This is a genomic window from Bacillus sp. GW821-FHT01G09, from assembly GCF_059422205.1.
In genome coordinates, this window is the sequence record NZ_JBWKWL010000001.1 from 78,536 (window position 1) to 102,174 (window position 23,639).

General features: G+C 44.0%; 22 protein-coding genes and 1 pseudogene. 5 read left to right on the forward strand and 18 right to left on the reverse strand.

Features of this window, described 5'->3' with window-relative positions; genetic code table 11:
• Positions 1–9 precede the first annotated feature (9 nt).
• Positions 10–150 carry a degradation enzyme regulation protein DegQ gene (gene degQ, locus AC07VD_RS00410; protein WP_003220708.1) on the reverse strand — a complete coding sequence of 47 codons (141 nt, stop codon included), beginning with the start codon at positions 148–150 and terminating at the stop codon, positions 10–12.
• A gap of 462 nt (positions 151–612) precedes the next feature.
• Between degQ and AC07VD_RS00415 the strand changes: the two genes are divergently transcribed.
• Complete coding sequence (locus AC07VD_RS00415) at positions 613–981, forward strand: YuzC family spore coat inner layer protein (RefSeq protein ID WP_015483634.1); 369 nt, start codon at positions 613–615, stop codon at positions 979–981.
• Here AC07VD_RS00415 and pdeH read toward each other — a convergent pair.
• From pdeH to AC07VD_RS00450, 7 genes are all read right to left on the reverse strand, one after another.
• Entirely contained in the window at positions 957–2,186 is a 1,230-nt protein-coding gene (gene pdeH, locus AC07VD_RS00420; protein ID WP_124059006.1) for a cyclic di-GMP phosphodiesterase, read from the reverse strand. The two genes, AC07VD_RS00415 and pdeH, sit on opposite strands and share 25 nt — an antisense overlap.
• A gap of 136 nt (positions 2,187–2,322) precedes the next feature.
• The gene (locus tag AC07VD_RS00425; protein ID WP_019712928.1) at positions 2,323–3,795 is read right to left on the reverse strand and encodes a nicotinate phosphoribosyltransferase; all 1,473 of its coding nucleotides are present in this window, start codon (positions 3,793–3,795) and stop codon (positions 2,323–2,325) included.
• Positions 3,796–3,810: 15 nt separating this feature from the next.
• Positions 3,811–4,362: a cysteine hydrolase family protein gene (locus tag AC07VD_RS00430; protein WP_014477836.1), complete on the reverse strand. Its 552-nt coding sequence runs from the start codon at positions 4,360–4,362 to the stop codon at positions 3,811–3,813.
• A gap of 96 nt (positions 4,363–4,458) precedes the next feature.
• The gene (locus tag AC07VD_RS00435; protein ID WP_015251331.1) at positions 4,459–4,857 is read right to left on the reverse strand and encodes a YueI family protein; all 399 of its coding nucleotides are present in this window, start codon (positions 4,855–4,857) and stop codon (positions 4,459–4,461) included.
• 71 nt (positions 4,858–4,928) lie between these two features.
• Positions 4,929–5,177, reverse strand: coding sequence for a YueH family protein (locus tag AC07VD_RS00440; protein WP_021480501.1), 249 nt, complete (start codon positions 5,175–5,177; stop codon positions 4,929–4,931).
• A gap of 72 nt (positions 5,178–5,249) precedes the next feature.
• Positions 5,250–5,471 (reverse strand): spore germination protein, encoded by a 222-nt coding sequence (locus AC07VD_RS00445; RefSeq protein ID WP_015384524.1) that lies wholly within the window; start codon positions 5,469–5,471, stop codon positions 5,250–5,252.
• A 59-nt stretch (positions 5,472–5,530) separates the two neighbouring features.
• A complete protein-coding gene (locus tag AC07VD_RS00450; protein WP_014480712.1) occupies positions 5,531–6,640 on the reverse strand; it encodes an AI-2E family transporter in 1,110 nt (369 codons plus the stop codon).
• Between the two features lie 114 nt (positions 6,641–6,754).
• Here AC07VD_RS00450 and AC07VD_RS00455 point away from each other — a divergent pair.
• Positions 6,755–7,145 (forward strand): annotated as a pseudogene (locus tag AC07VD_RS00455) (DUF2283 domain-containing protein).
• A gap of 40 nt (positions 7,146–7,185) precedes the next feature.
• Here the strand turns inward: AC07VD_RS00455 and AC07VD_RS00460 are convergent.
• The 9 genes from AC07VD_RS00460 to AC07VD_RS00500 all read right to left on the reverse strand — a co-directional run bounded on the left by AC07VD_RS00460 (position 7,186) and on the right by AC07VD_RS00500 (position 19,361).
• Positions 7,186–7,422, reverse strand: a complete 237-nt coding sequence (locus AC07VD_RS00460; protein WP_003220677.1) for a YuzF family protein — start codon at positions 7,420–7,422, stop codon at positions 7,186–7,188.
• Positions 7,423–7,598: 176 nt separating this feature from the next.
• Positions 7,599–8,129, reverse strand: coding sequence for an HD domain-containing protein (locus AC07VD_RS00465; RefSeq protein ID WP_003244444.1), 531 nt, complete (start codon positions 8,127–8,129; stop codon positions 7,599–7,601).
• Between the two features lie 197 nt (positions 8,130–8,326).
• Complete coding sequence (locus AC07VD_RS00470) at positions 8,327–9,058, reverse strand: (S)-benzoin forming benzil reductase (RefSeq protein WP_167408412.1); 732 nt, start codon at positions 9,056–9,058, stop codon at positions 8,327–8,329.
• 62 nt (positions 9,059–9,120) lie between these two features.
• Positions 9,121–9,576 carry a type VII secretion protein EssA gene (gene essA / locus AC07VD_RS00475; RefSeq protein ID WP_015251327.1) on the reverse strand — a complete coding sequence of 152 codons (456 nt, stop codon included), beginning with the start codon at positions 9,574–9,576 and terminating at the stop codon, positions 9,121–9,123.
• Between the two features lie 31 nt (positions 9,577–9,607).
• Positions 9,608–12,844, reverse strand: coding sequence for a type VII secretion protein EsaA (gene esaA, locus AC07VD_RS00480; RefSeq protein ID WP_129092681.1), 3,237 nt, complete (start codon positions 12,842–12,844; stop codon positions 9,608–9,610).
• On the reverse strand, positions 12,841–17,328 hold the full coding sequence (essC, locus tag AC07VD_RS00485; RefSeq protein WP_494721618.1) for a type VII secretion protein EssC: 4,488 nt from the start codon (positions 17,326–17,328) through the stop codon (positions 12,841–12,843). The genes esaA and essC overlap by 4 nt, the downstream gene beginning before the upstream one ends.
• Positions 17,329–17,388: 60 nt before the next feature.
• Complete coding sequence (gene essB, locus AC07VD_RS00490) at positions 17,389–18,744, reverse strand: type VII secretion protein EssB (protein ID WP_024573120.1); 1,356 nt, start codon at positions 18,742–18,744, stop codon at positions 17,389–17,391.
• 14 nt (positions 18,745–18,758) lie between these two features.
• Positions 18,759–18,998 (reverse strand): ESX secretion system protein YukD, encoded by a 240-nt coding sequence (gene yukD / locus AC07VD_RS00495; protein WP_003228763.1) that lies wholly within the window; start codon positions 18,996–18,998, stop codon positions 18,759–18,761.
• A 69-nt stretch (positions 18,999–19,067) separates the two neighbouring features.
• A complete protein-coding gene (locus AC07VD_RS00500; RefSeq protein ID WP_003220661.1) occupies positions 19,068–19,361 on the reverse strand; it encodes a WXG100 family type VII secretion target in 294 nt (97 codons plus the stop codon).
• Positions 19,362–19,882: 521 nt separating this feature from the next.
• Here AC07VD_RS00500 and adeR point away from each other — a divergent pair.
• The 3 genes from adeR (at position 19,883) to AC07VD_RS00515 (ending at position 23,178) form a co-directional block, all read left to right on the forward strand.
• Complete coding sequence (adeR, locus tag AC07VD_RS00505; RefSeq protein ID WP_080529743.1) at positions 19,883–21,151, forward strand: sporulation transcriptional activator AdeR; 1,269 nt, start codon at positions 19,883–19,885, stop codon at positions 21,149–21,151.
• Positions 21,152–21,252: 101 nt separating this feature from the next.
• Positions 21,253–22,389, forward strand: coding sequence for an alanine dehydrogenase (gene ald / locus AC07VD_RS00510; RefSeq protein WP_080529744.1), 1,137 nt, complete (start codon positions 21,253–21,255; stop codon positions 22,387–22,389).
• Positions 22,390–22,500: 111 nt separating this feature from the next.
• Positions 22,501–23,178: a YukJ family protein gene (locus AC07VD_RS00515; RefSeq protein WP_003228755.1), complete on the forward strand. Its 678-nt coding sequence runs from the start codon at positions 22,501–22,503 to the stop codon at positions 23,176–23,178.
• Positions 23,179–23,427: 249 nt separating this feature from the next.
• On the opposite strand, the gene AC07VD_RS00520 is transcribed toward AC07VD_RS00515, so the two are convergent.
• Complete coding sequence (locus AC07VD_RS00520) at positions 23,428–23,637, reverse strand: MbtH family protein (protein ID WP_217017046.1); 210 nt, start codon at positions 23,635–23,637, stop codon at positions 23,428–23,430.
• Positions 23,638–23,639 lie beyond the last annotated feature (2 nt).

The window sequence follows — 23,639 nt, forward strand, 5'->3', positions numbered from 1 at the left end:
AAGTCTTTTTCACGAAATTTTCATTGCATAATTGTATTTATCGAGTTGATCAATGCTTTTGTTAATGTTTCGTAATGAATCTGTCGTTTCTTTAATATCAAGTTCGAGTCGGAATAACAATTGTTTTACTTCTTCAAGTTTCTTTTCCATCGTTTCCACACTCCTTTTTTTGAAAGATCAATGAATTGTGTATGGTGAACGAGTCCTAGGTATTTGATCTGTTACTAATAGTGTATCTGCTTTCGGCTTATTTTTCACCGAAAAGTATACAAAAAAGTCCTGCGTGACACCGCAAATCTCAATAGGTCCTTATACTCAAAGGAATCACAACAAGAACGGGACTATCTTTCTATGCGAAAGAGCGTTTATATGTACTCAAATTGAGAAAGATTCTTAATTCCCTTGATTTTAACGTGTTTCGCATTTTTACTAAGTAAGACTATAGTCCTTCATACCGTATTTTCAAAATTGAATATGCGATTCTTGGCGTTTCCTGACCGACAAACACCGAAAAAGACCGCAACGCTAAAGTTGTGGCCTTTTCGCTTTGTCATATTCGGCAATTAGGGATCTATACATATAGAAACATCCTTTTTTTTGTGAGGTGCTCCCATGAGATATCGTTATCCCTGGTTTTACGTGTATCCGTATGAGGTACGCCGTCCGCCCGCTCCTGCCAACAATATTGATACCTTTATCCGTTCAGCGAAGCAGGCCGCAGGGATATTTGCGGATGCCCAGCTCGTTCTCGGCCGCATTGCGGGCTCGCGGGAGCTCTCGCGCCGCATTCTGACCGCAGCCGAACAGTCTGATAAACAAACTATAAGGCGCCTGATCAAACAAATGGGCGTCCGGCATGAAGTGGATACGGTCTTTAATCCCGACGGCATCTATATCAGCCTTATCGGAACGCAAAGCCGAATGATTCTTGCTTTGCGGTGGTCAGAGGACCGCAATCATTTTGCGTCCATAAGATTATGACACCATTCCAGAGCCTCAAGATAACTTTCATACGCTTCTTCTTTGTCGAGTTGATTGCCTAATTCCGAGCAAGTGTCCCAGTTGTTGCTTTCAATTAATTTCACAAGCTCAAGCATTTGGTAGTAGTCGTTTTGATGGCCTAATAATGCTTGCCCGACTTCATCTTTTAAAGGCAATTCTTGAACAATTTCCTCTATTTCTCTATGCAGGAGGGTGTCTATGAGAGAAAACATTCCGATCAGCATATAAGAAGCAGGCTGCGGCCGGGATGTCTTTCTCGCCAGCAGTTCGCAAAGCTTTGCTCTTATCAAAGAAATCTTAATGATTTCGTGCTTGCTGGAATGCCCTTTCCTGCTTAAATCCTTAAAGGAAAGAATATATATCCACCGTTTGATTTCATTAAATCCCAGCAGCATAATGGCCTGTTGAATGCTTTCAATTTTCTGGCTCAAACGGCTGTGGGATGAGTTTAAAAATTTTAAAATCTGATAGGACAGTGATAAATCCCGCTCTATGTACTCTGTCACACGCTTTATGTTAGGCTGCTCTTTGCTCAGTTCGTTAAGCAGTTCATAGTAAGAATAGAAATGAGTCGATAGGTCATGCCCGCTGATGATGCGCGGCTCGCTGAAAAAGTAGCCTTGGAATAATTGAAAGCCGTCTTGGACCGCCTGTTTATATTCTTTTCGGGTCTCTACTTTTTCCGCTAAAAAAATCAGGCCGCGGCAGCCGTAGGTTTGCAAAATTTTTCTGCGTTCCATTCGTGTTGTTTTGAGAAAATCAATTTTCAATATATCAATATAACTCATGAGTTTTTCCAGTAAGTCCTCATCTTGCGGGTTTATTGCATAAAAATCATCAAGTGCCAGCATATACCCCATTTTTTTCAATTCTTTGCATCTAGAAATGAGGGCCGGCGTGATCGGTATATCTTCAAGGATTTCAATGACAAGCTGTTTCGGATTGAAGGAGGTGGGAAGATTCGAAAACATCAGGCTTTCCGTAAAATTAACAAAACAGCGTTTCCCTTCCGTCAGCTTCTCAATTCCGATGTTTAAAAAGCTGTTGATCACCAAATCTGTTGTTGCCTGATCGCCGTCTTTAGCGCTATACACGTTCTCTTCGCTTTCTCTATACAGCAGTTCATAAGCAACAACCTGTTCTTTTCTATTAAAAATAGGCTGTCTTGCAACAAACACCCTCATTGATTTATCCCCCTTACAATACGCGCGGCTTTCATCCCTAAGTATATCAAATAATTTGACGAAAATTGTCTAAACATGAAAAATAATATATACATAAAGAAAACTGGCCCTTCGCGAACGAAAGGCCAGTTTTTCTTTATTCTTCCTCAAGCTCTTCTTCAATTCTGCTTTTCACTTCGTGGATCCGCTGCATTTTATTGCTCCAGCAGTCCTCGCTTAAATCAACCGGGTATTCCTCCGGCTTGCTGATTCTCTTATATTCCTCCCAAAGCAGGCTGAGGTTATCCTGCACATACTGCTGTATGTCTGAAATCTCAGGGTTTTGGTAGCAAAGAATACCCTTCTCAAAAATCAACTCATGAAGATCCTTCGCATAAAAATTCGTGACAAATTTGCTGATGAATGTATGAACCGGGTGGAACATTCTGAGCCGCTTCTGATCATTCACCTGCTCATCATAAAGCGCAATATAGTCGCCTTCAGAATGATGGTTGGACTGATTAATAATGCGGTAGACTTTCTTTCTGCCCGGTGTCGTCACTTTTTCAGGATTGGACGAAATTTTGATCGTGTCGACCATTTTCCCGTTTTCTTCAATGGCAACGAGTTTATAAACTGCGCCGAGAGCCGGCTGGTCATAGGCAGTGATCAGCTTCGTACCGACACCCCAGACATCAATGCGCGCTCCCTGAGCCTTTAAATTCATAATGGTGTGCTCATCCAAATCGCTTGAAGCAATCACCTTCGCATCTGTAAATCCTGCTTCATCAAGCATTTTCCGGGCTTTTTTTGACAGGTACGCCAAATCGCCGCTGTCCAGACGGATGCCAATGAAATTAATGCGGTCGCCGAATTCCTTGGCAACCCTAATCGCGTTCGGCATGCCTGAACGAAGCGTGTCATACGTGTCAACTAAGAAGACGCAATCCTTATGTGTTTCCGCGTATTTTTTGAAAGCTGTATATTCATCGCGGTAAGCCTGCACAAGCGCATGCGCATGTGTGCCGGAAACCGGGATATTAAAGCGCTTTCCGGCTCTTACATTGCTTGTCGCGCTAAAGCCGCCGATTAAGGCTGCTCTCGCTCCCCACATGGCCGCATCCATTTCGTGCGCCCGTCTTGTTCCGAATTCAAGCGCAACTTCATCACCGATGACGCCTTTAATCCGGGCAGCCTTTGTTGCGATTAATGTTTGATAGTTCACAATGTTGAGCAAAGCTGTTTCAATCAGCTGCGCTTCTACCAGGGGTGCCTCCACCCTCATAATCGGCTCATTGTTAAAAACGAGTTCTCCTTCTTTCATGGAGTAAAGTGAACCTGTAAAAGATAAGCCGCGCAAATATTCAATAAAATCTTCATGATACCCGAGTTCATCCTGTAAATAACTCAAATCGCTATCCGTAAACTTGAAATTTTCCAAGTATTCAATGGCTTTTTCCAAGCCCGCAAATACGGCATAGCCATTTTCAAACGGAAGCCTTCTGAAAAACAGCTCAAAAATCGCTTTCTTTTCATGAATGCCGTCTCTCCAGTACGTTTCCGCCATATTGATCTGATAAAGGTCTGTATGTAATGACAGGCTGTCATCTTTAAATCCGTACTCTAACACTGTTTTTCCCCTTCCTTACTCTGCCACTTGCGCTCCGATGCTGTTTGCAAAATGGGAAAGAGCCCATGCGTGCCCCTCCTGATTAAAGCTGGCAACAGCTTGTTTATGCACAACAATCCGAAAACCTTTGTTGTATGCGTCAACAGCTGTATGCAACACACAAATATCTGTGCAGACACCGGCAAGATGCAGTTCGCCAATCTGCCGCTCTCTGAGTTTGAGCTCTAAATCAGTTCCCGCAAAAGCAGAATATCTCGTTTTTTCCATGTAGTAAACATTAGGTTCATGTTCATGTTTCTGATATAGAGGCAAAAGCTTTCCGTACAGATCTTTTCCTTCCGTGCCTTTTATATTATGCGGAGGAAAAAGACGGGTTTCAGGGTGATATTGATCCCCTTCATCATGAGAATCTACTGCTAATACGACGTAATCACCGTTTGTGATGAATTCTTCGGTTAAATTGACGATCGCCTCTTCAATCATTCTGCCGGGCTCCCCGCAGGTCAATTTTCCGTCACTCGCCACAAAATCATTCGTATAATCAATACAAATAAGTGCTTTTTTCATAGCCGGCCTCCCCGCCATCAGTATGAGAACATTATATCTTATCTCCAGTTGTAAGTGAATTGCCATGAACAAAAAGACAAACGGTCCGTTTGTCTCTTAAGATTTCAGCACTGACCGATTATAAATGTCGTCCTGAATATATATCAATTCACGATTCACAGCGATGTCAGCCGCAATGACGATGCCTAAAGGCGTATGAAACTGAAGATCAGATACAATCTTGAAGGGCACTCCGTACCGGTTCGCCATTTGGATATAAGGAGAGTAAGACTGGTATTGAAGCTCTCCATTAATCAAAAGGGTGACGTTATGGCTGTTTTTCAGCTCGTGCTCTGCCTCTTTATACGGTTTGCTTCTAAGCACCTGTCCTTTCGTCAGTGCCAAAACGACTCTTTCTCTTAAAGAGCCTAAAAACAAATGGCGCTCGTCAGGCTTTGTCTCCAATGGCCCATACATTCCTTGCTGCAAATAGAGATCCATTTTATCTTCACTCAAAAGCCTGTCCTCCCGTCTTGTTTGTCTTCATTATCACCTGATCAGGCAGGAGCTAAACTTTCAAGCGCCGTTTACATTTCTGTTACCCAATGAATGATTTTTTTGGCCAGCTCACCAGCAGGGATTTCCTCTGTATGCCGGCGCAACGACGCTTCCAGCCGTTCAGGCAGAGTTGCTTTATCTTCTTCATAGGAAATGATCGTGCTCCACTCCAGCTGCGGTACCGCTACAAGCGTGCGCAGTTCTTTTCTGTTTTCATGCAGATACACGTCCGTGATCATTCCGGTTTGCGTATTGATATTTGCTTTTCTGATTTTCATAACATGACCTCTCTATTTAAAGACTACCCATATTATACAATAAAAAAGCAACAGCCTCTTGTGAAAAGGCTGTTACCCGTTAAACGAAACTGTTTCATCAGTGATATCGGCATCTTTGAAGAGAGTTTTACTCGTTTGGTTGTTAATCTTCACAAAATCACCAAGCTGAAATGCGCCTGACCCCGCCCCTGAATGAGCGACGCTTTTTGGCGAAATCGCAAATACGTCTCCAAAGCTTGCCGCGGCATTACCCGTAACTGACATGATATAAATCGGCCCCACAATTGCAGGCATTTCCCCACCTCCGCATTGATTTACAGCATCATATGCAAAGAGCCGCTAATGGTGCCCGCCTATTCAGCTGGCTTTGCGTTTTCCTCGAGTCGTGACCGCTGGCGCAGCTTGATCAAGCGGACAATATTTAGGAAGAACGCCTTCACTACCGCATAAACCGGCACCGCTAAAATCATGCCGAGAATTCCGCCGAAGCTTCCCGCTCCGATTAATAGCAAAATAATCGTAAGCGGATGGGTATTCAGACGCTTTCCGATCACAAGAGGAGACAGCAGGTTTCCGTCCAGCTGCTGAACGATGACGACCACAATAATCGCAAACAGCGCTTTGGCCGGCGAGTCCATAAAACCGACAATGACAGCCGGCGCGGCACCGAGAAAAGGCCCGACATAGGGAATGATATTGGTAATCGCCATGACAATCCCAAGAATCAGGGCATACGGCAGTCCGGCAATTAAATAGCCGATAAAACACGCTGTTCCGACAAAAAGACAGATTAGCAGCTGCCCCTGGAAATATGCCGCTAGCGTATCGGATAAATCTTTAAAAATCTTTAAGCCTTCTGTCCGATAAGAAGCCGGTAGAATTTTTACTGCCAAATGCGGAAAGCGGTGTCCGTCTTTCAGCATGTAAAAAAGGATAAATGGAACAGTAATAATAACAAGCGTGATGTTTGTCACGACGCCAAACACCGCAGATAAACTGGACGTGATATTTTGCGGCAGGTTTTGGAGAAAACTTGTCAATGACTGTTCAATTTTTGATATCGATACATAATCCTGGTTCATCATCCAGGTAAACCATTGAGAATGGGACAAATCCTTTGTCAGCGCCTGAATCTGTTTTATATAATCAGGAAGGTTGTTAAACAGCCCTGTCACCTGTGAGGTGATGATAGGTCCGACTGACGCTGAAATAAAGGCAAGCAAACCGATAAACAGTAAATAGATCAATAGAATGGATAATGTCCGCGGAATTTTTTTCTCAAGCAGGCGGACGACCGGATTAAATATGAAATACAAAATTCCCGCAATCAGCATCGGGAAAAACAATGTCGAGATAAAAACAATAAACGGCTGAAATACAAATGAAACTTTTGTTGCTACAAAAATAATCAGCAAAACAAATAAAATCTGCAATGTCCAAAAATGGACTTTTGATTTCAACAAGCTTTGTTCCTCCTAGTTTTTCTTTGTCTGTCAGATAAAAGAACTTATACCCCATCATTGTAACAAAAATGAACTCATATCAGAACTCTTAATATAATGAAAGGAGTGTTGGTGATGAAGGCCGTGACATACGATACAGATCCAGAACTGGCTTATATCTATGTTCATCCTCCGAAAAAAGAACAGGAATATGCGGTCTGAGGAGCTTAAGGTCAATGATTGTATCCTGCTGGATATCGACCAAGACGGCAAAATTGCCGGATTCGAATGTTTTGGTGAGCCAGCACACCTCTGTGCCCCATTTACCGGGAAATCCCGGCTGTATGTAAAAGATTCAGACGGTTATCATTTTCGTGTCCGTCAGCATGCTTCAGTCCGTTCCTGCTATACGGTGTACGGCGTCACTTTCTGTTTTTCAGATGGTGACTATCAGGAATTTGCCGGTTTTGACCTTGACGGAACAATGTATCATAGTGCGTTTTTACAGCGCTTAACTGAAAAATAGGACGTCCCGGTGTACGCCTATTTTTCATGCGCAAGCACTGTTAGACCCGCTCACTGTAATCTGGGGTGACGGAAATCATGTGCTGGATTCTGATCAAACAAACAGAATTTCGGGCTCCTTCAATTGTGATATGGTCAGGTTTTACATCGATCAGTCTGCCTCTGACCGTATCTCGTACTGTCTGTATAACGAACCTTGAGCCGATGAGCTTTTTAATGGTCTGATAGACATAAGGATCGACTAAAGAGACCAGTTGCGGACTACCTTGGTTGACCATACTTTTATCCCCTTTGTGTGTTTTATCTCAGCTTATGCCGCGCTTATGGATAATGACACAGGCTTACCTGATAAAACAAAGGAGTGCGGAGATTTTAGGAGAATACGTTTGGAAGCGGGTGTAAAGGAAGTATCGATGAAGCGGAGACAGCGAAGAAAGCTGGCGCTGTTCCGTACTTATACAGGCTTTATCACGGATGCCTGGGCTTGGTCGATTAATTGGTCCAGCTTTTCTATTTTTTTTCGTGCGGTTGAAGGATCAATTTGGCGGTAATGATGGTGGCCGCCCGGCTCTTCATCCAGTTCGTCCGCTTTTTTGACAATCTGCTGCAGCGTGTTTTTATCTAATTCGCCTTCAGGCAAATAGGAATCTGTATGAAGCAAAATGGCTAGTGCAATCTCTTTTGCCGCTTTCGGTTCCTCGCCAAGCCGAATCAGAAGCTTATGCGCCCGTTCCGCCCCTTTAATGGCATGAATGTCATTTCTTTTGTATTTCTCATAATCCCACTTTCCGTCTGTATACCATTCATAATGGCCGATGTCATGAAGCAGTGCCGCTTTTGCTGCTAAATCAGGATTAATGTCAGCCTTCACAGACAGCCTGTATGCATGATAAGCGCAGGCAATCGCATGTGCCACGCCGGAACGCTGAAGATATTTTTGTGCAATTGGATGGGTGAAAACATCCATTAATGTAACCTTTCTCATGGAAACCCCTCCTTTAGATATTTTTAGAATCCTAACATAATTTGCAGAGAAACTCAATTCTTATGTCACATCATTTTGATCTTCTTATCATCATTGTTATACCCTAAAAGCAGCGTTTCAGTCAGTATATGCGGCTGTTCAATAAAATGCGATGGCTGCAGCCTTTTGTATAAAAAAAAGAGCAGAAAATATCTGCTCTACAAAAACTCTTTAATATCATAAATGCGGCCGTTTTCCGTCCCTTTTTCTAGTAAAGAAAGCAGCGTGCCGGCAATAAAGTCCGGACTGCGAAGGCTTCCTGTTTCATTTAATTTCCGGAATCGTTCAATGTGGTGGAAATCCTTTTTCGATGAAGAACGGATGACGGCCTGCATCTCAGTGTCCATCACTCCAGGTGAGAACGAAATCATGTTCACCGGCAGCTCTTCATCCTCCTGTTCAAATCCGAATGTCCTCGTAAACATGTCGAGCCCGGCTTTTGAACTGCAATACGCGCTCCATCCCTTATATGGATTTTTGGCGGCTCCTGAAGTAATGTTGACAACCGTCTTTTTGCCGCTGTATGAAGCAAATCGTTTTGTAAACAGCTGACTCAAAAGCACGGGCGCAGTCAGGTTCAGCTGATAATGGCGCTGAAGCTCGTCAAGAGACGCTTCGCCAGCACGTTTGATCGGCGTTACCATTCCGGCGTTATTGATAAGGGTAATACCGGAATAACGATCTGGATCGATGGATGAGAGCAATGTTTCAAATTGCTGTTCAGCTTCTTCGAGATTGATGAGGTCTATTTGATGCTGCGTTAGTTTTTCATGAGAGACATCCGTTTTCGTTCTGGATAAGGCATGGACTTCATGCCCCTTTTCTAAAGCCTGTAATGCAATGGCTTGACCCAGCCCTTTTGACGCTCCGGTGATGATATAAAGTTCCATTGGAAACCTCCTTTTCCGTTATTATTGTACGGCACCGCTTTTACACAACACAAGCACGCGGCCTACGCCTTCTTGTTTTCCTGCGCTGTGACTTTTGGGATGAGGAACACGATGCCTGCAATTCCGAGCAGGATCAGTACGACATAGATCATCGGCAGCAGCAATGATGATGTTTCTTGTTCATCTTCTGTTTCCGTTGATGATGTCTTTGTTATTGGTTTTTCAGCAAATGTAATTCCAAGCTGTTTCGACTGGGCCGCAATCGTGTTGGAATCCTCGGCATTTGTTGATGTAAACAAATCTTTTATCAGCTCGGCGTCCTTGTCCTTCGGTTTATCAAAAGTAATATCCTTCTGTTCCTCAGGCAGTTCTGTTTTTTCTTCATAGTAGGTATCTTCATGCAAATAATTCGTATCGATTTCGATGTCTTTTTTCTCATACTGGTTTGGCGCGACATCTGTGTTTTCTTCAGTTTGGGCAGCCGCGGCAGAGGGTATGAAAAGGGAAAAGGAGAGCATACAAATCATGATCCCCTTTTCCATACTGCGATTACGCTTCATACGTTTCATCGCTTTCTGCTGTGTGTTCAGCCATCAGCCGGATAATCAGCGGCAGAGCCGCGGCAATCACCGTAATGATCAGCAGAACTGTTATTCCCATTGTAAACAAGTGCCCAGTACCGTACTGGATGTCGATATATACTTTCGAAACCGGATCTTCAAATGTAAAGTTCGGCATGATCAAATCAATAAGCGGTGCGACATAGAATAGAATCATAGCTGCTGAAGCAACCCATCCAGGGATTGATCCGAATCTGAATGCCGTCCGGATGAAGGCAGAGCTTGCGACCAGCAATAGAATCGTGAACACCGACCACTTAATCGTCTGATCGTCCGGCAGTGAATAAATATTCAAACCGAACAAGCTGATCATAAGTCCGACAAGGATATTCAGAATTCCGAATAACGCTCCTTTGACGAGAAGCGGTGCGTTTTGGTAATACGAGCTGAAATAGCCGATTAACAGACTGCTGATCAACACAATGACAAGGATGACAACCGGCGGTACCGTCTGAATTTTTTCTTCCGGAACCTCTCCGCTGATTTTAAGCGGATTCGCTAAGTAATCATATACATAGCCATTGTTTTGCCCGTCTACTAATGTGTTTCCGAGTATGCCGTATACGTCATTGCGCACGAGTTTCGTGGAGGCGACATTTTTCCCCCAGTTGTTGTTTAAGGTGTCGGCTTTCGCTTGAACATCATTGACGCTTTGCTGCATGTTGGTTGTGTAATCAATGATGCCTGACTGGCGATCAGACAATGAACCCATCATGTCTGACATTTGCAGCACTTCCTGGCCGACCGTATCTTGGACACTCAGTGCCATGGTGCCAGACAGCCCGTCGTTGCTGAACGTCGCAGATTCCTGTGTTGCGCCTGTTACCAGCTGTTCTGTCGCTTTTGCGGCACTTTCAGAGATTTTCGTCAGTTCGTCGAGAACACCTGCTTGAGAGTCACGGATAAAGCCGCTGTAGTCGTCCGCAAACTTGGTCATTCCGTCGATGAAGCTGTTAATGTCTTCATCAGTTTGCATCGTGTTGTTCTTGAGAGCTTCCCAGCTGGCTGATTCTTCAGGTGTGAGAGCCAGGACTGATTTGACGTTGCCCTGTTGGCCGTTAATAGCGCCGGCTTTTGCAGCACTGTCAATCGTACCGGATAATACAGAATCATAAACAGATAGATATTTATAGTATCTCATTAAAGCGGAGATGCTTTCTGTATTGATTTCTCCTGAAAATTGAAGCTGATCTTTATTTTCAAGCTCGCGAATCGTACTGTAAATCCCTTCAAACTCCCGCTTCCGTTTCGCTTCGAGTCTTTTGAGATTATCATCGAGTGTTTTCACTTGGTCTTTGAGATCATCTATTTCATCATTTAGACCGTCCATTTGCTCTTTCAATTCTTGAAGCTTCTTCTTCAGTGCTTCATTATGTGTATTTTCTTTTTCCTTCAGCTCTTCTTCGATTTGCTTAATTCGTTCTGACGCTTTGCTGAGCTGTTCTTTTGCTTTGGCGATATCAGAAATGTCATCGTTTCCTGGTTGATCTTGGTCCCCAGGCTCCGTCGTATCTCCGCCGCTACCGGTATCTCCTGAATCTCCGGTTCCGCCTTCATTTGCCAGCTTGATAAATTGAAGGGCTGAATCAGAAGATGCAGTCTGTTCGGCAGATGTGCCCGTTTCGGTTTGTCCGCTGTCGGACGCACCATCAGAGGCATCACCGTTCTGCTCCTGACCGTCTGTTCCCTTCTGCTGGTCTTGATCCTGAGTACTGCCGTCCGTTTGTCCGTCATTACCAGTATCACTGCTGTTATTGTCGTTCCCTGTGTCACCCTGTGTATCATCGGGCTTTGTACTGCCCCCGTCATTAGGTTTTTCTGGATTATCAGTGGACGGATCGTCTGGTTCAGTACCCGGGTCCTCCGGTGTTGGGTCCTCTTTTTCAGGCTCCTTCAGATTGTCTGAAATATCCTGAATATCAGCAGCGATATTTTTCAGTTCTTCACGCTGTTTTTCAAGATCAATTTTGAGTTCTTCAGGATCTTCTTCTTTAGGGTCTTTATCTTTATCATTGTTGTCAGAACCATCGTCTATGACTGGGTCGTCCCCTTTCGCAACTGTCAATGCCTGACGTGCCGGGACAAGCAATTCATACACCTGATTTAGTGCAGCCTGTCTTGATGCGGCCTGATATTGTTCGATTAAATTACTTTGGATTTTTGCCATGCCAAGTTCCTGCTGGGACACTTGCCCTTCCCTAATTTGCTGGGCGTTTGCCAGCACATTACTGGTTTGTCCGAGCTGTGTCTTAGCTTGGCTAATCCCGGTTGCCAATCCGCTCATGCGTTCGCTGAACTGATTCGCCTTTTGCTGTGCCTGGATGGCATCCAGACCTGTCCGGATTTGCTGCTGTGTTGAATCCTGGGCTGCCAAAAGCAGCTTTTTCTGATTCTCTTGATATTCTTTGTACCTTTCAACTGTATCAATGAATTCTTTCAGCGTGTTTTTAGCTTCCTCCGCTGTAGAAGCTTTTTCTTTTGTCGTGCCTTGCGCTTCATTCATTGATTTCTTCAGCTCATCGATTAAGTCTTTTTGCTGTTTGATTTCACCTGCTAAATCATTAGAGCTTGGTTTGTAAAAGTTGTACATGACATTCTGGAATTCAGATTCTTTATTGACGATCTTGTCAAATTCTCCTCTGATGTTGTCCACTTTTTGTGAAACAAAATTCCAGTATAAGGCCGACATTTTTTTGTTCATTGTCTTTTGGGCATCCTCAAGCTCCCGCTGAACTTTTTCTTTGTTAACCGCATTCAGGTTATCTTGAATGCTGAATTCGAGCGTTGCTTTTTGAGGATGGTCTTTGTCATAGCTCAAAATGTTTTTTGAGAAGTCTGAGGGAATGTAGACGATCGCATCATATTTCTTTGAAGCGAGACCGGTCTCGGCCGCGCTTCGGTTTACGACCGTCCACGAATAATCAGGACGTTCACCCAGAACGGCCGCTACTTCCTTGCCGAACTGGGCGGATTTGTCCTCTTCATCAGACTTTACCTCATCACTCAATACGCCTGTGTCTTCATTCACCACCGCGATTTGCCGGGTGGAATTGACTGCTTTTTTCGTCGGATCGTCTCCGATAAATCGGAAAAACAAAACCGGCAGCAGCAAAATGATGATGACGGCGGATATTAACTTGATCAAGCTTTTTCGTTGTTCTGTCATCTAGCACTCTCCCTTTCAGCAGAACATAAAGGAATTTGAACTTTTTGCTCCTTCCCGTTTTCCACAACATATCCGAAGCCCGGCTGAATCTCAGGCTCCTGTCTTTGGTACGGGAGAGGAATGACATTTTGCTCAGACTTTTTCATCAGCAGAATCGCGTGGCGGATTTGCTTCATCTCAGTCGTCAAGGAGTCATAGCCTTTTGAGAATTCGCTGTGATTTCCGCCCGGGATAAAGCTGAACCCAAGATGAGCGTATGATTTCATGAAGTTAGCGAGACGATCTTGTATTCTCGTATCAATCGTCTGCTGGAATCTCGTTATCCCGTCAATCATCAGCACCACTTGTGAGAATCGCAGATTTTGCGCGTCTCCTTGGCGGACGGCTTCCACATACATGGCCTCTCTAGTTTTGAAAATGTCTTCTGCTGTTTCAATCCACTGCTCAATATCTTCTTTCGTTTCCAAATATGAAACATCTGATTCCTTCGCATAATGAGATAAGCCGCGGTCAATCGAGTCAAACAGGCCGATCATTTCAGTTTCATCATCAATCAGATGTTCGAGCATTACTTTTAAGACGTTTGTTTTCCCGCGCTGAGTCTGGCCTAAAATCAGGCAGTGCTTATGCTTGCCTAAATCAAAATAGACTGGGCTGACTGTTTCTTCATGAAGCCCGATCGGTACAGATAAAGGCTTGCGTTCCAGCTTGAAGCGGAGAGAAAATTCTCTCGTAGACAAGCTCTCAGGCAGCATCGGAATCGGTGCCGGCTGCTCCATTGAAGCAAATCGCCCTTGAAGTTTTTGTACGTCTGATTTCAGCTCGTTGAACATACCGATATCATCATCGGCGTCAACAGGCAGGAACATTTGCGCGAAATAAAGCTCTTCCTTTTGAATGATGACGCGTCCCGGAATCGGCTCAAGATTGAATTTCGGACGGCCGTAAATGGAATATCCTTCTGATTGATCCATGAGATAATGGACAACCTTTGTTTTCAAGTTATTTAACAATGACTGGCGGACAGCATTCACCCGCGTTGCTGTCAGCATAAAGTAGATACCCAAGCTTTGTCCGTCTCTGGAAAGCTGGACAAATTCCGATTCAAGCTCATGCATCTCATCCTTGACAATGTCAAAGTTGTCAATGGTGATAAAGATGAACGGAAGCTCTTCTTCGCTCAGCGCATTGTACATTTTGATGTGGCTGATTTCTTTTTCCCGGAACAAACGTTTACGGCGGTCAATTTCTTCTTTGATGCGAATCATGAACTTTTCAATTTTCCTTGACTGGTCCATCAGGAAGTAATCCGCGGTATGCGGGAGCTTCGCTAATGGCAGCAGCGTTCCGTTTCCGAAATCAAAGATATAGACATGAAGCTCTTCAGGTGTGTATACGTCCGCAAAGCTCATCAGGAACGTTGCGGCTGCAATCGATTTTCCGTAGCCCGAAGAGCCGAAGATGCCGATATTTCCGTCTTCCATCATCTTATAAGCAATTGGCGCCTGTCTTTGCAGATCAGGTTCATCGACATACGCAAAGTGGAAATGGTCTTTTTCGTCTGAAGGGAAAAGAGTGCGCGGAATACGTTCCGCAAGCGGCGGCAGCCAAGGGCTTGGCAGCTTCTCAATTCCCATTTCATCTTGGATGCGTTCAATTTCGTCAACTACAGCTTCGATTTCGGTTTGAACGTCTTTTTTCGCGATATCTTCGGTATCAACCTCAGAAAGCGGGATCAGACCCGTATCTGTAACGATCGCGATTTCATCCTCGGTACCGTAGACTTCCTCTAAGTAAGGCGCCCCGCTCCATGCAGATTGGAACAGCTCATACACTTCATTGTTTCCGACCTGCAAATAGCCGCGGCCTGTTACGGTAATGTTTGCGGCATCGCTGTTTTTCAAAATTTCTTTACTGTCGGTGGCATCCTGGACCTTGAGCGCTACTTTAAAGCGCGAGTTACTCCAGATCTGGTCGTCGATGATGCCGCCTGGCTTCTGTGTCGCCAAAATCAAATGAACGCCGAGGCTTCGTCCGATACGCGCGGCGCTGACAAGCTCCCTGATAAAATCAGGCTCCTCGCTTTTCAGCTCGGCAAACTCATCAGAAATTAAGAACAAGTGAGGCATCGCCACTTCTGCTTTCCCTTGCTTGTATAGCTTTGTATAGTCATTGATGTGATTGACTTGATACTGGTCAAACAGGCGCTGCCTTTTTTTCAGCTCGCTTTTAATGGAAGCAAGCGCACGCATACTGAAGTTTTTGCTTCCTTCAATATTTGTGATCGTGCCGAGGAGGTGGGGAATGTTGCGGAACGGCTGCGCCATTCCTCCGCCTTTATAGTCAATTAGTAAGAAAGCCGCTTCATGCGGATGAAAATGCACTGCAAGTGACAAGATGTAGGTCTGGAGAAATTCACTTTTCCCTGATCCCGTTGTCCCCGCAAGCAAGCCGTGCGGACCGTGTGCTTTTTCGTGAAGGTTCAGATACACAATGTCATCTTTCCCTTTATAGCCGATCGGCACTGACAGCGACTTCGACGATTCACTTGTCAGCCATCTTTGCTGAATGCCGATTTCTTTTACTTCCTTCGCATGAAAAAGCTCCAGGAACGATACCGTTTCCGGAATGGAATTCGTAATGCCGACCTGGTGGTTCAGCGTCCGCAGTGTGCGTGAAAACCGTTCGTTGTCCTCACGCTGATGATGATCGAGACGGAACGGAATTCTTACCGCTTTTTTCTTTTGTATTAAAATGTCGCCTTCATGCTCATTAATGTAGCGGACAAGAGTTGTAATGTTTTCCGACAAGCTTTCCTTTGTTTCCGCAGCGACAATTGTCGAGATGCCCAGATGCTCATGCTGTCCTTCTAAATATTCGAGAATGACATGCTCGGAGATCAGCTGCTGTTTCGTGATGACAAATACAAAATGCGGTTTGAACTGCAGTTTTTCTTTGTCATCTTCGAGATCACGCTCTCTGATCAATTCGTAAAGTGAAGACAGGAGCTGATCTCGCGTTTGCTCATTATAAATAAACCCTTTTGCATAAATATGGGGCATTTGAAATTGCGGAAGCCACTTCATCCACTCCCAGTCTTTATACTCATCTTCATGAAAAATAAATACAAAACGCAAATCGTGATAGCTGTTAAAGAACGACAGCTGTCCGATCAGCTGGTGAATCTCATTTTTCACAATTTGTGATTTACCGACAAGCCCCATCGGACCTTCTGCCAAATCAACCGTCACCGGCGCATTGCGGATGTCCTTATAGACGTGCTGCATGTGCTGCGACTTCTCCATGAGGTCATCGATATCACGATTCGCCAAGTCTCCGCCGCTCATATTGATTTCATAGCTTGACGGAACTGTTCCCGTCCCAAGCCGCAGCTGGAGATAATCCTTGCTTTCAAGTGATTTTTCCCAGATCCGGTCACTGATTTCACTTGTTAAGTATTTCATTTGTTCAAATGAAGGAAAGTGAAATTCAAGAACCTGCTTTTGCTTTTCAGCAAGTGCCTGAAGCTCTTTCCGCTTATTGTCTAAGTAAAGCTTATATACACGCTCCCGTTTTTCCTCGCGTTTTTTCCGCTGGTTTTTATCACGGAAATATTGCACAGTCGAGGTAATGAGAGTCATCATAAACATCGCCAAAGAAACGAGTATAAATATGCCGCGCGGCTGGATGATGGCAACTACGCCCATCACGATCAGCATCACAAGCGGAGGCAGGATGACGAGCCACAGCCCTCTGTTGGTTTGATCGCTCTCCTGAGAGGGAAAACTGAAAGAAACGCGGTCATCCGGCAGATCGTATACCATCCGCGGCGTTCTTCTGTACTGCGGATATTTTTTCTGCATCTCTGTACTCGGTTTGACCGTTTCTGTTAACGCTGTTTCAAACTGGGCATAATGAACAATTTCTAACAGGTCTTGTTCCGTCACCCTCATTTGCGTGAAGTTCCAGAATATTTCATCCCCCGGCTTGAGCGGCGTATTGGCGTTGATCTTTTCTCCGTTCAAGAAGATCTTCCCGCTTTCAGGGCGGACCGACCAGCTGCCGCCTGCACGAAGCAAAGAAAACGTGCTTTGTTCTGCAAATGCAAAATCTTGCGGATTCAGATAAATATCTGCATTCGTTTTTTCTGAGGAACATACAATTTCATCCCGATTTCCCGTAAAATAAACGGATTTCTCAGGTTCACTGCCTGTCAATATCAAGCGTATATCCTGCTGATCCGTTTGGAGAGTAAATGATATATCCGTTTCAATCGTGCCAAGACAATCATTTCCCAGGAAAACTTCGTATTGGCCGCCGGATTCCTTTCTTTTAAGAGAAATCACTCCGCTATTAAATGGAATGGAGCTGATCGTAACAGAATCCTTCACATCAGGCCCTATGGTCACCGGATGAGACGACGGGAGGTTAGACAGATTTAATTTTTGAACGTTATTTTGGTAAAAAACCCATAATAGACTCAAATGGCGAACCCCCTTACGGCCGAATGGCAGCATGCGATGACCTGTGCTTCATGTCTCACGTTATTTGTCATCTTTTTTCTCATCTTTCTTTTCTGTTTCTTTTTTCTCGTCTTCTTTTTTCTTCTGTTCTTCTTTTTTCGCTTTTTCCTCGGCTGCGGCTTTTTCTTCTGCCGCTTTCTCTTCTGCTTGTTTTTCTTCGTCTGTTTGTGTCTGTTCTTCGCTTGTATCGACTAACGATGTTTCAGAATTAGACTGTTTATTTTCTTGACGTTCTTTTTGGGCTTTTTCAAGCTCACTATTTACTGAGTCAAGTTCTTTTTGTATGTCTTCATCATTTGTATCCTCAGATAAAAGCTGCTGTTTATATTTAGCTAGGGCAAAGTAAATATAATCATTGTATTCAAGCTTACGGCCGATACTGATCGCTTCTTTGTATTCTCCTCGACCATAATCAATCCAATACAAGAAATGCTGAGGGTCTGATTGAAGGGTGACTAAGTTATTTTCTATATTTTTGGTTTTTGCACTCCCCAGGTTTTCGACCTCAACATAGGACGTCGCCAGCTGATACTGCACCGATTCAGGCAGGCTTTCCGCATCGTACTTGGACAGTGTGCTGATGACTTCACTGTACTGCTTGTTTAAGAACGCACGGTTGCTGTCCACTATCGCCTGGTGCTTTGGCTGCGCGAAAAATAAGGCGTACATCGAATAAATAAGTGCCGGTACAAGCAAAACAATGAGCCCCAGGCCGATATATCGCTGGATGTTCCACTTCTTTCTCGGGATATGTATGTATGTTTTTGCTTTGGCTTCGAGCTCATCAATATGGGTTTGAATCAGCTCGAGCAAATCATCATAGGATTCAGCATCTAATATCGCCTTTGCCTCTGCGGAGAACGTCAGCGTTTCATTGAATTTCAGGTAGTCTTCAAACGCAAAAGCGCCGTCAACTGCCAAAGCCGCTGCCGCTTTCAGCTCCTGCCATACTCTTTCCTCATCACGCTCGTAAGGAGGAATGCTTTCTTTTACTCCATAATGGAGAAAATAAGGCGTAAGCCCTTTATCGAATACAATGTTTTCAGGAGCGACAATCAAATTCAGCCTCGACAGATTGTGCTGCTGTACGGCTTGAACAAGCTGATAGGCAAACTGCCATTTACTTTTTTTATCCTTAGCTTTCATGAAGCGGAATGCTTTATAGGAGGAGGGAGGTTGGATTGTGATGATTACTTCATCATCCGTCACATCGATTTCTTTATGAAAAAATGGATTTATATCTTTGATCACGTTAGCTTCAAGACCGTCGAGAAGCTTTATTTTTTCCCGTTGAAAGGTAAATGTATAGCCGGCATCTGTTTTCTCGGCAACAGCTTCTAATTGGTTTTCTAAATATGATTTTTGTTTACCTGACATTCAACCAGATCCTTTCATAATATTTCAAGCCGGTCTCCGTTTGTAATGCCGCAATCAGACAGCTTGCATTCTCCGGAAAACACCTTATCCTTGTTCACCACTCTGATCCAGTGCCCTTCGCGCGGAGGCATAGATACGCTTTGGGCCTGCCAAGCAATATCAATTACTTTTTTCACCGGGTGGTAATCTGACAATCTGAGATCAAAGACACTGCCGTTATAATGTTTCAAATCTATTGTAATATCAATATACATTTAGGATCACCCTTACATAGAAAGAGCGCCGTCTTCTTTTGAATCAGGCGCTCCTTCCCTTTCATACTGTTATCCGCGGATTTGATTTGCGATGTCTTGGTCAGTAGACTCAAGTGTATTTGCTGTTTGATCAAGCTGCTGATTCACATCTTGAAGCAAATCTGACATTTTGATAAATGAAGGTTTGAGCTGCTCGTATTGATCTGCGAACGCTTCGCTTGAAGCACCTTCCCACATGCTTTTCAAATCAGAGATCATTCGGTTTAAACGATCAACCTGATTTAATACTTCTTGGCTTTCAACGCCGTATTGCTTCGCCATCGCTCTTAGCTCTTCGGGTGTGACACGAATTAATCCTGCCATATTCCTCATTACCTCCTGTGCCATCAGCCTAAATATGGGCTAATTCACTTATTTTTAGAACGTCATTATTATAAAAACAGTTTTTCGGCATAGTCAAACAAATATGTTTTAATTTTACAAAATGAGTCCAATGGTTTACCCCGAATCACTTTAAAATGACATATACTGTAAAGTAAATAGGTTTATTTTCTTAATCTTCTCTTCATTCTCCGAATAATCCAAAAGACCCAAATAACTCTCCAACTCCCAAAAAAAACCTTTCAGAAAATTTGATGCTACAGCACCATTTCTGAAAGGTTCAGTTTTTTCTTTCCTTAATTAGTCTCGCCTCCGATGACTTTCTTAGAAGATTAATAGGATAAGCTGTCGTATTATATGAGGCATACAACTGTCCTGCAAAAAGGCGATTACACCGCCAAATGTATATAGAACGTTTCTCTCATGAAATTGTTTTTTTGCTTCTGTTCTTTGTTGTTGATTTTCACAAACAACAACAATCATAATAAAAGGAAGGGGATGAGATGTCAAAGAGAAATCAAGCACGAAAAGTAGGGAGATTTATGACCATGCCGAATGATCCGTTTAAATATAGTTTTGACAGACTTGAAGATGTGGCTGATCATATCAGCGACGTTCTGCGGTGCCCGATCACCATAGAGGATGTTAACCACAAGCTGCTTGCCTACAGTACACACAGCGACTGCACAGACCCTGCCCGGACGTCTACCATTATTGGCAGAAGGGTACCGGAGAAGGTGATTAACAAGTTGTGGAAAGATGGGACAATTCCAGCTCTCTTAAAAACGGACCAGCCGATCAGAGTCAAGCAAATTGATGAAGTCGGGTTGAGCAATCGCGTCGCTATTTCGATTTGGAAAAACAAGCAAGTACTTGGCTTCATATGGGCGCTTGAGATCCAAAAAACATTGTCCGATGAAGATCTGCTGACATTGCAAATGGCAGCAAAAGCAGTGAAAAACAAGCTTCTCAAACTTCAAATCAGAAAAACGAAAAATGAAGAACGCAGCCAAGAATTTTTCTGGAAAATGCTGACCGGACACATCCATCAGGAGGATGATATGGCGGATGGGTTCCATAAGCTTGGAATGGCCGCTCCTTCAGAGTTTTCCGTTATGATCATCCGCATAAATGGCGAGCTGACTGAAAAAATCGAACAGCAGCTGCAATATTTACAGGAAACGACCCAGCAGGTTTACGTGCTGCTGGCGACCGTAGATTCCAATGAACTTATTATATTAACCTCACCCAAAACAGATCATCCTTTTCAAGATTTAAAACAGTTTGCTTTAAGTACGCAAAAACAGCTGAAGGAGCGGTATAAAATAGAAGACGTTTCTATCGCTTTTGGCGGAATATACAACTCTATTTCTTTTGTCTCCCGCTCCTATCAGGAAGCATTGTCCGTCTTAAAAACGAAGGAACGGTTCGCTGAAGAGACCAAACATTTTTTCAGCTTTTCTGAGTTAGGCATTTATCAATACTTAGATGTCTTAAATGAAAAACGGAAACAGGCGGGCCATTATAATTACTCGCTTTCCAAACTGGAACAATATGACCGGGATCACCAGTCAAATATGGTAGAGACGCTAGAGCGCTTTATTGAAGCAGACAGCAACGTGAATACCGCTTCTAAGCTGTTAAATATACACGTTAATACGTTGAATTACCGACTCAAGCGGATCAGCCAGATCGCTGAAATTGATTTGAAAAATGTGAATCAAAAATTCACCATCTATTTAGATATCAAACTTCGGCACATGGATTTGTGAAATTTCACAAATCCATGTTTTTTTATTTTCTTAATCAAACAAAGAATTTTCCAAAATATCAAGCTACACTAAAAATATCACAGATACAGGAGGAGACAGATATGATCATAGGGGTTCCTAAAGAGATAAAAAACAATGAAAACCGTGTCGCATTAACACCCGGGGGCGTTTCTCAGCTCATTTCAAACGGTCACCGGGTGCTGGTTGAAACAGGCGCGGGCCTTGGAAGCGGATTTGAAAATGAAGCCTATGAGTCAGCAGGAGCGGAAATCATTGCTGATCCGAAACAGGTCTGGGACGCCGAAATGGTCATGAAGGTAAAAGAACCGCTGCCGGAAGAATATGTTTATTTCCGCAAAGGACTTGTGCTGTTTACGTACCTTCATTTAGCAGCTGAGCCTGAGCTTGCACAGGCCTTGAAGGATAAAGGAGTAACTGCCATCGCATATGAAACGGTCAGTGAAGGCCGGGCATTGCCTCTTCTGACACCAATGTCTGAGGTTGCGGGCAGAATGGCGGCGCAAATCGGCGCTCAATTCTTAGAAAAGCCTAAAGGCGGAAAAGGCATTCTGCTTGCCGGGGTGCCGGGCGTTTCTCGCGGAAAAGTAACGATTATCGGAGGAGGCGTTGTCGGGACAAACGCGGCGAAAATGGCTGTCGGCCTCGGTGCAGATGTGACGATCATTGACTTAAACGCAGACCGCTTGCGCCAGCTTGATGACATCTTCGGCCATCAGATTAAAACGTTAATTTCTAATCCGGTCAATATTGCTGATGCTGTAGCGGAAGCGGATCTCCTCATTTGCGCGGTATTAATTCCGGGTGCTAAAGCTCCGACTCTTGTCACTGAGGAAATGGTAAAACAAATGAAACCTGGTTCAGTCATTGTTGATGTAGCGATCGACCAAGGCGGCATCGTCGAAACTGTCGACCATATCACAACACATGATCAGCCAACATATGAAAAACACGGGGTTGTGCATTATGCTGTAGCGAACATGCCGGGCGCAGTCCCTCGTACGTCAACAATCGCCCTGACTAACGTTACTGTTCCATACGCGCTGCAAATCGCGAACAAAGGGGCAGTAAAAGCGCTCGCAGACAATGCGGCACTGAGAGCGGGTTTAAACACCGCAAACGGACACGTGACCTATGAAGCTGTAGCAAGAGATCTAGGCTATGAGTATGTTCCTGCCGAGAAAGCTTTACAGGATGAATCATCTGTAGCGGGTGCTTAATTCACAATGAGCTTGCAGAAAGATTTCTGCAGGCTTTTTTATTTTTTAAAAGGAAAAAAGAGACCATTTCACGAATTATGACTATGAAGTTGATCATAAAGGAGGATTCATATGGCTGTTCAGCAATATGGCGTGTTAAAAGGCATAGTCTTAGACATGAAGCGGGAAACAGATGATGACAGTCCTCATTTCCAAGTCAAAATGCTCGGTGAAGAGAATACGTATTACAGGTGCGCCATCAATGTGATGTCCAGTTCTGAGGAATCTGAAGTATTGTATTTGGCTGACGATCAGTTTGATTCGGGCTCAATTACCATCCTTCCGAACATGCCGTATGGATATACAAGGATCAATGAAGCAAACCGTGAAGTGGCACTGGATTATGTGCGGGGCAATTTGTTTGACCCGCGGGAAATGAAGCCTTTGCCTCATGAAATCACAGGACCTGATAATGATTTAAATGATTTTATTGAAACCTATATGAAGAAAGCACAAGATGAGAAAGCGCCGGTTTATATATTCGGTTCAAAATTCGGACCTGAACAGGCTGCAGATAAAATATTCGGCTTTACCCCGACCAACGGAATGCACAATATCCATATGAATCAAGGGAATGCAATGGATACCCGCTGGAAAAAAGACAACGGCTCTTGGCATGACGGGGGTATTCTGATTCAGTTTGCAGATCAGTGGGCCGCTGTGTTTTTAGCGTTTTTATCCCAATCTTGGTGTACAGATGAAAACGGAAACCCGGTCAGGGATTGTGATCATACCCAAACGTCTGCGTAAGATAGAAAAAGAGACTGCGGCGAGCAGTCTCTTCGGAAGTTTGTTGACAAAATCCTAAAGCGTTTTAAAAGCTTTAGGATTTTGTCATGTTTTCAGCGTGATTGAAAACCCTTGAATTCTAGGAAAGATGAGCATTGGAGCGGAGCGAATGTTCTAATTCGTGAGCACCAACGCGCAGACTTGACAACGAATGCGAGGGTTTATCGACACGCTGAAGAGACTGCGGCGAGCAGTCTCTTTTTGATACGATTACACATTTTCAACAGTCTTTAGGCTGTTTGGCCTCATATCGCTCCAATGCGATTGGATATAGTCCAAACAAGCTTCACGCCCTTTTTGCTCATGAACGACTGTCCAGCCGTTCGGCACATCTATAAAACCGGGCCATAGGGAATATTGGCCTTCTTCATTGATCAGCACCAAATACGTGCCATCCGCATCTTCAAAAGGATTTGCCATTC